Genomic DNA, 13,834 nt, shown 5'->3' on the forward strand with positions numbered 1-13,834 from the left:
CACTTCACATCCATAGAATATTCCAAACATGATGAAAGGTAGATGATTACAATGACAAAACCATATCCATTATTGTTCCAGCCTGAATTTAAAGAACGCGTGTGGGGAGGCCGGGCACTAGAGCAGTTCGGCTTGGATATTCCTGAAGGACATATCGGGGAAGGCTGGATGATCGCCGACCATCCGAACGGCACGACCAGCATCGTGAACGGCGAGCTTGCCGGACGCGGCCTGGATGAGGTCCGGGAGCAATTCGGGCGGGAATGGTTCGGAAGCAAAGGATTCTCCGAGGTTAACGGACGTTTCCCGCTCCTGATCAAGCTGCTTGACTGCAATGACAACCTCTCCGTTCAGGTCCATCCGACCGATGACTACGAAGGGCTTCCGAAGGGCGAGCTTGGCAAGACCGAAATGTGGTATGTGCTGGATGCTAAGCCGGACGCCAAAATCATATACGGCCTGAAAGAAGGCGTGAACCGGGAAACCTTGAAGGAAGCCATGGAAAACGGCACCGTTATGGACCAGCTTCAAGAAGTGTCCGTAAAAGCCGGAGATACGTTCTACATACCTGCAGGAACCGTGCATGCGCTCTGCGCGGGCGTTGTGGTGGCGGAAATCCAGCAAAACTCGGATACGACCTACCGGATTTTCGATTATAATCGACCGGGCCTTGACGGTAAGCCGCGCGAGCTTCATATCGAAGATTCCTTAAATGTGACGGCCTATGAAGGATCGGGCGCAACCACCATGAGCACGGAAGGAACGGCGCCGGGAGAATGGCTTGAGCTTGCCAAATCCCCGTATTTCGTCGTGGAAAAAGGCGTCGTGAGCGGTGCATGGTCCTTGTCCACTTCCGCGGAAAGCTTCACGATCGTGGTTGTATGCGACGGCCAAGGAACCCTCAGCTGGGATAACGGCTCCATCGATTACACGTCAGGACAGTGTTTCCTGCTGCCTGCGAATCTGGGGGCCTATACATTGGACGGGCAATCCACGGTTCTGCGTTCATATTTGCCTTAAACAGGGTATAAATAAATGATATAGACCATTCGTTCTTGTGGAGGTGCCAGCCCTAATGATGCAAACCGACACGTTTACGATGCTGAATACGCAGGGTATGCATGTTTTTGTATATGAATGGCTGCCCGGCCCGGATGATCCCGTTCGTGCCATCGTGCAAATCGCGCATGGCATGTGCGAAACCGGCAAGCGCTACGAGGAGCTTGCCGAATTGCTCACGGAGCACGGCTATGCCGTATACTGCAACGACCATCGAGGCCATGGGCTAACGGCCGGGCTTACGCATCTCGGCGATGCCGGGGAAGACGGCTTTGAAGGAATGATTGAAGACCAGCTGCTTCTTGCTTCCGAGCTCAAGAAGCGCCATACGAGCGTTCCGCATTATTTGATGGGGCACAGCATGGGATCCTTTTTGACGCAAAAAATCATCTGTTCGGACGGTGAATTATTCGACGGATTCATCCTGTCAGGCACCAACGGTCCCCAGGGACTGCTGACGTTCGGGATGGGCTTGGCGGCCGCGCAAATGCGCCTGCAAGGAAACACCCACCGGAGCCTGATGCTGAACGCCCTGGTGTTCGGTCCTTACAACAAAGGATTCGGTCCTATTCGCACGCCGTTCGATTGGCTATCCCGGGATGAAGCCGAAGTGGATAAGTATATCAACGACCCATACTGCGGCAAGGTGTGCACCGCTCGCTTCTTTCGCGATTTCTTCAAGCTGCTGTCACAGATCCACCAGCCTCAATTGATGAAATGTCTTCCGAAAGATAAGCCTGTCTATATTTTCTCGGGCGAGGATGATCCGGTCGGACACCGCGGCAAAGGCGTGCGGCGGTTGATCGAATTGTATCGGAAGCATGGCGTCCAGGACCTCGAATACCGTTTGTATCCGGGCGGCCGCCACGAAATGCTGCACGAGACCAACCGTGCCGAAGTGGCAGCCGATGTGCTCGACTGGCTCGAACGGCACACATCCGGCTCGGACAACGTACCGCAAGAATCGATACGAGTGATGTAACAAAGCGTGATGCCAAGACACATAAAAGGGATGCCCCGGGTTTTTGAAATCCAGGGCATCCCTTTTATTATGCTGCTAAGCAGTTCGTTAGTGTATACAGAACCTTTGAAATTGGCAGCGTAAAGGCTCAATCGAAGAACCTTACTCATCATCGCTCGGCGTGCGATCGATGATCAATTGCGTGACCTGAGTGTACTCTCCTTGCGCTACCTCGTCCTCGGTAGCCTCTTCGCGCAGATCGTCATTGGTTTCCATGCCCGGTGCGATGGTCGGCTCGTCAGACGAAAGCTGTTCTTGCCCCTTCCGATTGTCGTTCATAACATCCCCTCCTCATCGGTTGATGCCAATTAGAATACCGATGCCAGGGCTGTTTTATTCCTGAAACGCCTTTAGATAGGGCTCGTTATGATCGCAAAAGGGTCGCTAAAGAGCGGGGCCGCCGGTTCCTGGCAGCGGAAATTAAGCAATTACGCCAAAACAACCAATCCGTTTCACAACCAATCTCGGAAAAGGCTTGTCCCTCGTTTCCCCTATTATGCCTGCGTCGCTAACTCCAAAGGCATCGTGTAGTACTGGGGCTGCCCTGTTTCGTTCTGCTGGTACAATACCAGCAGCATCGTTGCGTGTACCGCATGGTCCGGATAGCCCGTACCACCTTGAATGGCATCGTCGAGGTTGAATGGCAGCACCTCGATCATCGCATGCTTCTGAAGATCACGCTCCGTAATCCCAAGATCGGCGAAATCGGCGGATAGTGCCGCGGGATCTTCCACGATTTTACGAACATTGGCGTTCCACTGCGCTTTGTCTTGGGCATGATCCCACCATATTTTGCGCGGCTTGTATTTATGGCCCAGGAAATAATCAAACTTCATCAGACCGGAGACCACATTCATGTTCGGCGTGTTCCGAAACTCCAGAAAGGCCGTTAACCGCGTAAACAGGTCCTCGAGCTGATGGCCGATTTTTTGCCAGCCCTGTCCTTCCCAGTAGTCGCCAAATTCTTGGAAGAAATCAAACGGCGACGTAAACTCATGCTTCATCAAATAATTGAGCGTATGGTCCATTCGGTGTGCATTCCAATACTTCTCCAGCACATCCTCCAGTCTCTTCAAACGGACGATATCCGAGAACGGAAGCACGTCGCTGCCAAGGATCTCATACGGAGCATGGTCCATGTAGGTGTAGTTATACTTGTCCGCATCGATCCGCAGCCCGGTTCCCCGCAGCATCTTCAGGAAGCCTAACTGCAGCTCCTCCGGTCCAAGGGCAAACACATCGTTAAACGTTTTGCGGAACGTATTGTAATCCTCCTCCGGAAGCCCTGCGATCAAATCCAAATGCTGGTCGATCTTGCGGCTCTCCTTGATCATCGTCACCGTGCGTGACAGCTTGGTAAAATTCTGGCGGCGCTTCACCAGCTCGTTGGTCGGATCATTCGTAGACTGCACGCCGATTTCAAACCGGAAAATGCCGGGAGGCGCATGGTTCGCCAAATATTCCAGCACCTCGGGACGCATGATATCCGCCGTAATCTCAAACTGGAACACGCAGCCGCCATGATTTTCAATCAGGAACTCAAACATTTCAAGCGCGTAATCGCGCTTAATATTAAAGGTGCGGTCTACGAACTTGATCAATTTCGCTCCGTTCTCGATCAGGTAGAGGATATCCGCCTTGGTCCGTTCAATATCGTAGTAGCGAACTCCCACCTCAATGCTCGACAGGCAGAACTGGCAGCTGAAGGGACAGCCCCGGCTGGTCTCAAAATAAACAACCCGCTTCCCGAGGTGCGGGATATCCTCCGGAAAACGATGCGGGGAAGGCAGCTCGGCCAGGATGCTTTTCGGTCTTCCCGGGTTCACGATAATTTCGTCCTGCTTGCGGTATGCCACGCCATATACGAAATGGAATTTCCGGTCCCCTTCGATCGTTTGCAGCAAATGGTGGAAGGTTTCCTCGCCTTCGCCCATAACGATAAAGTCGACATTGTGGAGCCGGTTCATCCAATACTCCGTATCGTAGGACACCTCGGGCCCGCCGAGGATGATCGTGACCTCCGGCATAATCTTCTTCACGATATCGATCACTTTAATCGTTTCTTCGATATTCCATATATAACACGAGAATCCGATCACATCCGGCTTGCGCTGGAACAGGTCGGAGACGATATTCATCACGGGATCCTTGATCGTGTACTCCGTCAATTCGATATCGAAATCCTTCTCGCTGTATGCCTTCAGGCAGCGAATGGCCAAGGAGGTATGAATGTACTTGGCGTTCAAGGTTGATAGTATGACTTTCATGGTAGGGCCCACTTTCCTTCTACATAATGTTATTTATTACCGAACGGTACCGAACGCTTTTATCCTGACTGATAATACGGGAATAAGCCATGAGTTCCGCCTGACATGCAAGCCTATTCTTCATAATCATACACATCGTCCCCGTCATTCGACGCGCCCTGACCATTCAGGAAAAACTCAAGGAACGGACGTCCGTATTTACGGAATTTCACTTCGCCGACCCCTTTGACGTTCAGCATCTCATCCTCGCTCTGCGGGCAGACCACGCTCATCTCGCGCAGCGTTGCATCGTTAAAAATGATGTAGGACGGCACATGCTCCTTGCTTGCCAGCTCGCGCCGAATCAAGCGCAGCTGCTCGAACACCGTCTCGTTAACGGCAGACGGCGAGTAGTCGCGGCGGCTGCCGCTGCGTTGGCTGCCTGCGGCTTTGGAAGGCCGCGGAACGCGCTGCATCACTTCGCGCTGGCCCTTTAACACGTCGGCCGCCTCGCTTTGAAGTTTCACGACGGGATATTGGCCTTCGGTCAGTGCCAGGAACCCTTCCGAGATGAGCACATTGATCGTCTCGGATATTTCCTTCTCCGTCCGGTTCGACATGACGCCATAGGTTGGAAGCCGGTCAAAGCCGTATTCCAGCACTTTTTTCGCCCGCGAGCCCTTCAACACGGAGGCGATCATCGACACGCCAAAGCGCTCGCGCATCCGGTGAATGCAGGAGAAGATTTTCTGCGCATCCACCGTGATATCCACCAGCTCCCGGTCGTCCGTGCAGGAGCTGCACGTACCGCAGGGCTTGTCTTCGTGTTCTTCCCCGAAATAATCCAGCATCGCGCTGCGCAGACACCTTGTGGTGTAACAGTAATCGATCATCTGCTGCAGCTTTCGGTAGTCGTTCTGCTTCCGCTCGCCCTCCTGGGGGTTCTGTTCGATCAGAAATTTCTGCGTCATGATATCCTGGGCGCTGAACAGCAGGATGCACTGACTGGGCTCTCCGTCCCGCCCGGCACGGCCGGCTTCCTGGACGTAAGACTCCATATTTTTCGGCATATTGTAGTGGATGACGTACCGAACGTTGGATTTATCGATCCCCATGCCGAACGCGTTCGTTGCAACTATGACGCGAATATCGTCATACAGGAAGGCCTCCTGGCTGTCCGCTCGCTCCGCATCGCTCATGCCGGCATGATAACGTCCGGCAAGTAGCCCCTTCGCCTGCAGGCGCTGGCATAAATCATCCACCTCTTTCCGGGTGGCAGCATAGATGATGCCCGGCTGGTGGGTATGCGAGGCCGCATAATCCAGCACGAACTCCCGCTTGTTTTCCCCGCGAAGCACCGACATTTCCAGATTGTCGCGCCCAAGTCCCGTCACGAACACCTGCGGCTGCTCCAGTCGAAGCAGGCGCTGCATGTCCTCCATAACCTCCGGCGTAGCCGTCGCCGTAAAGGCCGCGACAATCGGGCGGTTCGGCAGCCCCTTCACGAAAGGAGCCACGGAGAGATAGCTGGTCCGAAAATCATGACCCCACTGGGATACGCAGTGCGCTTCGTCGACAGCAACGATCGAAATGTCGAGGCCTGCCATCTCCTCACGGAACCAGTCCAGCTCAAGCCGTTCCGGGGCGACATATAACAGCTTCAAGTCACCGCGCTTGGCCGCGCGTATGCGCTCGTTCACTTCCTTGCCGCTGAGCGTGCTGTTGATATATGCCGCCGCCACGCCCGCCGTCGTAAGTGCATCCACCTGATCCTTCATCAGGGAGATCAGAGGCGATACGACCAACGTCAGGCCCGGGCTGAGGAGTGCCGGGATCTGATAACAGATGGATTTGCCCCCGCCCGTCGGCATAATCCCGAGCGTATCCTGGCCGGTTAGCAGGCTCGCGACGATTTTCTTCTGTCCGTCCCGAAAATCGGGATAGCCGTAATATTTTTGCAGGTATTCCCGCGCTGTGTCCATAATCATCGATTCTCTATCATTTGTTTCCACATTCATGGATATAAACTCCTTATTTCACCTTGGTTTTCCGTTTTAGAAAGCCCTCATCCTTTAAGTTTAACGGCCTTTCCATGAATGGGCAACCGAATCGGGGAAGGAAATTGCATTCGACGAGCAGAATTTCATAAATGTGGAAATATGTCTCCTATCATGTAGAGCCATTAAAACGAAGTTGGTGATTCCCTAATGAACGATGAACATGCCGAAGCCGTGCGGCAGACCATTCAATATATGAAGGAGCATCTGGACGAGCCGATGACAACCGAGCTGCTCGCCGATCTCGCGGGGTACAGCCCCTACCATTTCTCCAGGATATTCAAACGGGTAACCGGCATTTCCGTCAGGCAGTACCTGTCCGCCCTCCGGGTCGAATCGGGCAAAACCGAGCTCCTTCAAAGCCCCTCCCTGCTTGTGAAAATCGGAATGAACATCGGTTTGGTAAGTCCGGGCACCTTCAACACCCGTTTTAAGCAGCTTGTCGGCCTGTCTCCGAAGAGGTTCCGCTCCACCACCGAGTCCCTTCATCGTTATGTGAATCAATATGAGCATAAGCCGTTAGCCTGGGCAGGGGAAGAATCGCAGGCTTTGCCCCGGATTCGCTGCCGGATCGAAGCTCCCGAGGCGTTCCGCGGCATGATTTATGTCGGTCTGTTCCCAAGACCCGTGCCCGATCAGAAGCCCGTAACCGGTACGGCCGTCAACCTCAAGAATCGGACCTGCACCTTAATCGGCATGCCGGCCGGCACGTATTACGTGCTGGCCGCGGGCATCCCCTGGAGCCTCAATCCAAAGGATTATTTTCTGCTGGGCAAATCCCTGCGCGGCAAACTGGAGGAGCCTGTCCATATCGACAGGGGAACCGATCTTGACGTGAAGATTGCCTTACGGGAGCCTCTGCCCCATGACCCGCCGATTGTGGTTAACCTGCCGCTGCTCTTGTTTGAGAAGGATCGGAATAACAGCGCAAGGTAGAAGAATTTTCGATGTGCTTGTCCATTTATAATGGAACTGCAAGAAGCGTTGTCTGGAACAATCAGCGCTATATGATGGAGGAATATACATGACCATTATTCAAGAAACCGTGATTCAGGCCGATGTGCAGCTCCTGTGGCGAGCATGGACCGAGTCCGCAAGGATAACCGAGTGGTTTGCGCCGGCTGCGGAAATCGAGCCGAGAGCGGGCGGAAAATTCGAGCTGTATTTTAACCCCGCCGATCGCGAATCGATGTGCACCGCCGGGTGTACCATTTTGCGGTATGACGAGCCACGCGTGCTTGTTTTTGAGTGGAAAGGACCCGATCCCTTCGCGGAAACGATGAATCAAGGCGAGCTGACGGCGGTTAAGGTTGCCTTTTCCCCTGAGGCGGACGGCACGAGAATTACCCTGGAGCATACAGGCTGGAAGGATTCCGAAGCGTCCCGGCAAGCCCGGGAGTGGCATATCGATGCGTGGAAGGGGATGCTGGCCAGCTTGAAATCCAATATCGAATCCGGAAACGGGATTCTGTGCTGCAATTAAAACAAATCATGAGCGGAGGAGTGCGAGCATATGCCAAACCTATGCGTTCTATCGATCAATGTAAGTGATATACAGCAAGCCAAACAGTTTTACTGCGACGTTCTGGGATTCGAAATCTCCAGGGTTTATGATGATCAGATCGTCAGCTTGAAGCATGAGGGCATGTCCCTCGTTCTGCAGAAATGCGACCGTCCAACGAATACGGAATACCCGCATGAGGCACAGGTGATCATCGGAATCGAGACCCCGGATGTAAACGAAGCCATTGCGAACTACAAATCGAAGGGCGTCGACGTCATCTTCGATACGCCCAAGCCGTGCCCTCCCGGGCTGTACAGCGCCATCCGCGACCCGTTTGGCAATGTGATCGAGCTGCTGGAATTTACGGAGTAATCCATCCGTTCGGCAGCATCAAAGTTCAAGCATATGAAGTGAATCCATATAAACGCCAGAGGGATAAGCTGCATGCAGCAGGTGTCGTTCTGATAGATAAGGCCAGCCGGAGAAATCCGGTTGGCCTTTTTGGAGTTTGGGAGCCGCCGCTGCTTCCCCTCTGGCATTCCTCCGCCTCTGTTAACGTTGAACCCGATCCGGGTAAGAACATAGTAATGCTGCTCCGGAAGGCGGAGCATGGGCAGATTAGGAATCGATGGTTTCGGAAATAATAGGTACTCGAACTGATATATTAACGACACAAGGGGAAATTCATATGGATATGACACCAGAACAACGCGTGACCCTGCATGGGTTCAACAACTTGACGAAATCGCTCAGCTTTAATATGTATGACGTCTGCTATACGAAGACCCGGGAGGAACGGGAAGCGTACCTTGAATATATTGATGAGCAGTACAACGCGGATCGACTGACGAAAATATTGAGCCATGTGGCCGAAATCATCGGCGCGCATGTCCTGAACATTGCCAAGCAGGACTATATCCCGCAGGGCGCCAGCGTGACGGTGCTAGTCTCCGAGGGCCCCGTCGTGGAGGTGCCGGAGGAATCCTATGACGAATCGCCGGGTCCGCTGCCGGATAACGTGGTGCTCCAGCTCGACAAGAGCCATATTACCGTCCATACGTATCCGGAATTCCATCCGGACGAGGGCATCAGCACCTTCCGGGCCGATATCGACGTGTCGACCTGCGGGGAAATCTCACCGCTCAAAGCCCTGAACTACCTGATCCACTCCTTCGATACGGATATTATGACGATAGACTATAAAATCCGGGGATTCACGAGGGATATTCACGGACACAAGCTGTTTATCGACCATGAGATCAGCTCCATCCAGAACTATATTCCGGACGAAGCCAAGGAGCTGTTCGATATGATCGACGTCAACGTATACCAGGAGAACATCTTTCATACCAAGTGCAAGCTGAAGCAGTTCGATCTGGACAACTATCTGTTCGGTTACACGAAGGATAAGCTGTCCAAGGCCGAGCAGCAGGAAATCACCGAACGCATCAAACTGGAGATGGACGAGATTTATTACGGCAAGAACATGGACCGGAGTTACTGAATGCCTTGCTACCCTGCGGCGGCTATATTCTTTTCTTGCATGTCCTTCATGCGAGTAAGCAAACAGGCCGGGCTCCCAGGAGCCCGGCCTGTTTGCTGCTTCTATGGCTTCACCCTAGAAATCGACTTTCGGAATTAGAATTCACTCTGTTTTTTAAATCAAATGGCCTGTTTTTTGTATGTTGTCATTCTCCCAGGTTCCATACAATGAAAGTGATTTACTTATTACCCCATTCCAACCAGAAAGGAGGAGCCGCTCAACCATTTGTGAAAGCGCATACGGAATGCTGCACACCAGCATCCGAACCATAAGGAGAAAGGTGGCTGAACATGAAGCATGGAATTAAACTCGGCTTGCATCGCAAGCTGTTGGCAGCGGCTCTTACCCTCCCCATGATCATCACGGGGAGCATCGAGTCGTTAGCGGCGCCCTCGCATCAAGCGGCAAGCAGCACGCAGCAAGGTGCCACAAAAACCAGCCGGATTCAGCTGGAGTATTTGGATAGGGGGATCGTATCGGTCTCCACTTCAGAGGGCAACTTTCTGAGCTGGCGATTGCTTGCCGGAGAAGTAACCGGATATGGCGACCAAGGGCTTACCGGTCCGACCTTTCATGTCTATCGGGACCGCAACCTGATTGCTGTCGTCGAGAACAGCACCAATTACCTGGACCGATCCGGCACGTCATCATCCTCCTATTACGTATCTGCCGTCGTAAATGGAAAAGAGGTCGACCAGAGCCTCACCTCCACTCCCTGGTCCTCCCCCTATTACGATCTGAAGCTAAACAAGCCGGATGGCGGAGTCACCCCGGCCGGGGAACCTTATACTTACTCTGCCAATGACGCCAGCGTCGGCGATGTGGACGGCGATGGGCAGTACGAGCTTTTTGTCAAATGGGACCCTTCCAACTCCAAGGACGTTTCCCAAATCGGGTATACCGGCAACACGTACATTGACTGTTATACACTGGAGGGCATCCTGCTGTACCGGATCGACCTCGGCGTCAACATCCGTTCCGGCGCCCACTATACGCAGTTCATGGTGTATGACTTTGACGGGGACGGCAAAGCGGAAATGATGCTCAAAACGGCACCGGGCACCAAGATTCTTCGCTATGATCCAGCCGGCAACATGATCTCCCAGAGATACATCACGCTGCTGCCCGAGGATATGAAGGCCGGATATTCCAATCAGGACGATTACAGGCTGAGCAAAACCGGCTACTACGAGCACATGGTAAACCTGTTCATGAACTGGCATCAGCATGAAGAGGTCGTAAGCGGCCGCTGGCCGGCCACGCTCGAAGAAAGCTTCGGCATCGATAAGAAGTACCATTATCCGTTATCCCGTACCGATGCCGAAAGCCTGGTCGATCACTTCATGGACACCTATGCGCCGCAGCGAAGCGCCCGCAACAATCTCCGGGCATTCGAAGGGTTCATCTTGGATGGTCCGGAATATCTCAGCGTATTTGAAGGCGCGTCCGGCAAAGAGCTCGAGACGATCCGGTATAAACCCGGCAGGCATGACGACGGGCTCATGTGGGGCGACTACGCCATGGCCCGGATCGAACCCGGCAATCGCGTGGATCGCTTCCTTGCCGCCGTTGCTTACCTTGACGAGGAACAACCCTATGCCGTATTCGCCCGCGGTTATTACACCCGATCCACACTCGTATCCTACAAGTGGGATGGCCGGCACTTAAGCGAGCATTGGATTGTGGACAGCGGCTGGACCCCGATGACCAATCCGTTTAACGACAGTCCGCATGGCCGGGACGGGACCGATGCCGCATTCGGTACGTTAACGACGCAAGGGGCCCACTCGTTAAGCGCGGCTGACGTCGACGGCGACGGCAAACAGGAAATCGTCTACGGTTCGGCAACGATTGACCATGACGGCACGCTGCTGTACAGCTCCATGGATGTGCTCCCTCCTCAAAGCGCGGATCCGGGTGCGATGGCCCGCCTTGGACATGGGGACGCCATGCACGTCACCGACATCGATCCGGATCGGCCGGGTCTTGAGATCTTCATGGTTCATGAAGGCGGTGCCTACGCCCCTTACGGCTATTCCCTCCGTGATGCGGCAACAGGCAGGCTCCTCTACGGCGGCTATACCGGAAAAGACACCGGACGCGGCATGATCGGCGATATTGATCCCGATCAGCGGGGACTCGAAACATGGGCCGTCGGCACGTGGTCTGCAGATGGAGAACAGCTCTCTACGACCATGCCGGGCACGAACATGAACATCAAATGGTCTGCGGATATGACCACCCAGATCGTGAATGGTAACTTGGATCAGACACCGGTCATCGAAAGCTGGCGCAACGGGACGCTGCTAACTGCAGAAAGCACGCGCACCAATAACGGGACGAAGGGAAATCCTGCCCTCGTCGCCGATCTCTTCGGGGATTGGAGAGAGGAACTGGTGGTCCGGACCTCGGACAGCTCGGCCCTCCGGATTTACCTGAGCACCGAGGTCACCGACCGTAAGCTCTATACGCTCATGCATGATCCGCAGTATCGGGTCGAGGTTGCCAGACAAAATACAACGTATAACCAGCCCTCTTACACCAGCTTTTATTTCGCATCCGATACGGATTTCTCGGAGGTTCCTATCCCCGTTTATCAATCCCCGGGCATGCTGAACGTGCTGGATCAACTGGTGAGCGAGTATGCCCGCGCAGGGGAACTGGCTAACCCGCTGCTGTCCCGGTTGAGCAATGCCTTGAAGCAGGCAGAGCATCACATGAGCAAGGGCTCCAGGGAACAGGCGCTCAAATTTTTAAATACATTCGTTTCTCAGCTGGAGGAGCATAAGAAACCCGGTGCGATATCGGATAGAGCCCAGATGAACTTGTCCTATCAGGCATGGACGCTCATCATCATGTGGAAATAGCTTAATTTGCCTAAAAACAATCGCTAGCCTAAAAAGCCGCCTTCCGGATGCCAATTGCTGATCCGGAGGCGGCTTTGCTTCATGACGATATTAGAATTGAACCGAAAATCCGTTGAACCGGTGAATGCCCGTTCCAAATCGGACAAGGTCTTTTTCCCGGAGCTCCTGCACGGCTTCTTTTACTAAGTCCAGCCATGCCGGGTCCAGTCCAAGCGTATTATGAGAACCGAAGATCCGGTTTACGCCTTCGATATTCGCGATCCGCTCCAGCGAGTTAACGAGATCCCCGGGACTTGTCGTCGGGTAGAAGGCATATACCGGCGTCTCATCGTACAGCAAATCGCCAGTGAACAAGTACCCGCGGTTGGGTTCAAATACCGCAATATGTCCGGGCGAATGGCCCGGCGTATGGTAGATGACCAGGCTTCGCCCGCCAAGCTCGATGACGTCCCCATCCCGAAGCAGGCCGGTCGGCTGCCCCCGATAAGGGGTGTACGCTGCCGGATCGAAGGAATCCGGTACGGGTCTCGTAATATCGCGTGATATATCCTTGCGGATTTGCTCAATCGAAAGCTTTTTAATGCCGCTGACCAGCCAATCCTCTTCGGCCTCATGCACATAAATCTCCCCGTACTGCCCGTGACTGCCGATATGATCTGCGTGAACATGCGTGGTCAGTACCATGATAGGCAAATCCGTCAGCTGATTGGTTATCCGCCTCATGTCGTCGATGCCAAGGCCCGTATCGATCAATGCGGCACGCTCGTCCCCTATCAACAGAAACGAATGCACCTTCTCCCAATGCCCGTACTCACTGATGGCAAACGTGCCTTCATCCAGCTGCGATACCGTAAACCACGCATCATCGATCACGATGGTATATTGATTATTGTCCATATGTATGTATCCCCCGTCCAGAATTATCGAATGGTGATATTCTCATGATCATCTTGGAATGCTATCAACGACATATAATAGCTCTTCTCCTCCTCGGAAAGCGAGCTTCTGCCGGATTCGGCACCTTCCATCGTGAAGTGTTTATCCAGAAGCCTCTTGAATTCTTCCACAAAAGCATGGAAGCTTTCATGCGTTGCACGAAAGCGGTAGGTTCCCGCAAGATTTTTCCTGTGGTGCTCACTCGTACTGTCCAGTGCAAAAGAAGAAGCCGGGGCGGTCTCGATTTTGTCCCGCGTTACATCAAGCGTCTCCATGAATACCTGTCTTGAGGTTTCCACCAAATCCAGGCTTGGCAGCAAATGATCCTCCGGAATGAAGCGGCTTGCAACGGCGCGATAGTATTTCTGCACGATACCGTTCTTCTCTTCCTTCCTGACCACATGGATGATGCCATGCTTCTCCAGCTCCTTGAGATGAAAGTAAATATTGTTCCGCGTGATGCCGAGCATCTCGGCCAGCTGCTGTCCGGTGTAGGCATCCTTCACGAGATTCATCAGCATTTTGGTGCGGAGAGGATCCGCAATCGCTTTGAGCTGCTCATGGGTTTGAATTTTATAGACGCCAGTCATTTTCATTTTAA

12 protein-coding genes are annotated in these 13,834 nt (G+C 53.5%); 7 read left to right on the forward strand and 5 right to left on the reverse strand.

The genetic code is table 11. From position 1 onward, the window contains the following. Positions 1–51: 51 nt before the first annotated feature. Both MHH82_RS26035 and MHH82_RS26040 read left to right on the forward strand, forming a co-directional pair. On the forward strand, positions 52–1,020 hold the full coding sequence (locus tag MHH82_RS26035) for a type I phosphomannose isomerase catalytic subunit (RefSeq protein WP_015737157.1): 969 nt from the start codon (positions 52–54) through the stop codon (positions 1,018–1,020). 55 nt (positions 1,021–1,075) lie between these two features. Beyond that, positions 1,076–2,041 carry an alpha/beta hydrolase gene (locus MHH82_RS26040; protein ID WP_036659998.1) on the forward strand — a complete coding sequence of 322 codons (966 nt, stop codon included), beginning with the start codon at positions 1,076–1,078 and terminating at the stop codon, positions 2,039–2,041. A gap of 141 nt (positions 2,042–2,182) precedes the next feature. On the opposite strand, the gene MHH82_RS26045 is transcribed toward MHH82_RS26040, so the two are convergent. From MHH82_RS26045 to recQ, 3 genes are all read right to left on the reverse strand, one after another. After that, on the reverse strand, positions 2,183–2,359 hold the full coding sequence (locus MHH82_RS26045) for a hypothetical protein (RefSeq protein WP_015737159.1): 177 nt from the start codon (positions 2,357–2,359) through the stop codon (positions 2,183–2,185). 215 nt (positions 2,360–2,574) lie between these two features. Then, a complete protein-coding gene (locus MHH82_RS26050; protein WP_340968525.1) occupies positions 2,575–4,347 on the reverse strand; it encodes a B12-binding domain-containing radical SAM protein in 1,773 nt (590 codons plus the stop codon). Positions 4,348–4,460: 113 nt separating this feature from the next. Continuing rightward, positions 4,461–6,344, reverse strand: coding sequence for a DNA helicase RecQ (gene recQ, locus MHH82_RS26055; RefSeq protein ID WP_015737160.1), 1,884 nt, complete (start codon positions 6,342–6,344; stop codon positions 4,461–4,463). 189 nt (positions 6,345–6,533) lie between these two features. Between recQ and MHH82_RS26060 the strand changes: the two genes are divergently transcribed. The 5 genes from MHH82_RS26060 (at position 6,534) to MHH82_RS26080 (ending at position 12,297) form a co-directional block, all read left to right on the forward strand. Further along, positions 6,534–7,319 carry a helix-turn-helix transcriptional regulator gene (locus MHH82_RS26060; RefSeq protein ID WP_340968528.1) on the forward strand — a complete coding sequence of 262 codons (786 nt, stop codon included), beginning with the start codon at positions 6,534–6,536 and terminating at the stop codon, positions 7,317–7,319. Positions 7,320–7,407: 88 nt separating this feature from the next. Continuing rightward, positions 7,408–7,866 (forward strand): SRPBCC family protein, encoded by a 459-nt coding sequence (locus MHH82_RS26065; protein WP_015737162.1) that lies wholly within the window; start codon positions 7,408–7,410, stop codon positions 7,864–7,866. Positions 7,867–7,896: 30 nt separating this feature from the next. After that, on the forward strand, positions 7,897–8,259 hold the full coding sequence (locus MHH82_RS26070) for a VOC family protein (protein WP_015737163.1): 363 nt from the start codon (positions 7,897–7,899) through the stop codon (positions 8,257–8,259). A 316-nt stretch (positions 8,260–8,575) separates the two neighbouring features. Further along, on the forward strand, positions 8,576–9,391 hold the full coding sequence (gene speD / locus MHH82_RS26075; protein WP_015737164.1) for an adenosylmethionine decarboxylase: 816 nt from the start codon (positions 8,576–8,578) through the stop codon (positions 9,389–9,391). 329 nt (positions 9,392–9,720) lie between these two features. Beyond that, positions 9,721–12,297: a rhamnogalacturonan lyase gene (locus tag MHH82_RS26080; RefSeq protein ID WP_340968532.1), complete on the forward strand. Its 2,577-nt coding sequence runs from the start codon at positions 9,721–9,723 to the stop codon at positions 12,295–12,297. A 90-nt stretch (positions 12,298–12,387) separates the two neighbouring features. Here MHH82_RS26080 and MHH82_RS26085 read toward each other — a convergent pair whose 3' ends face one another. Further along, positions 12,388–13,194 (reverse strand): MBL fold metallo-hydrolase, encoded by an 807-nt coding sequence (locus MHH82_RS26085; RefSeq protein WP_036660006.1) that lies wholly within the window; start codon positions 13,192–13,194, stop codon positions 12,388–12,390. 23 nt (positions 13,195–13,217) lie between these two features. Then, a complete protein-coding gene (locus MHH82_RS26090) occupies positions 13,218–13,823 on the reverse strand; it encodes a winged helix-turn-helix domain-containing protein (protein WP_036660008.1) in 606 nt (201 codons plus the stop codon). Positions 13,824–13,834 lie beyond the last annotated feature (11 nt).

It is taken from the genome of Bacillus sp. FSL K6-6540 (genome assembly GCF_038007545.1).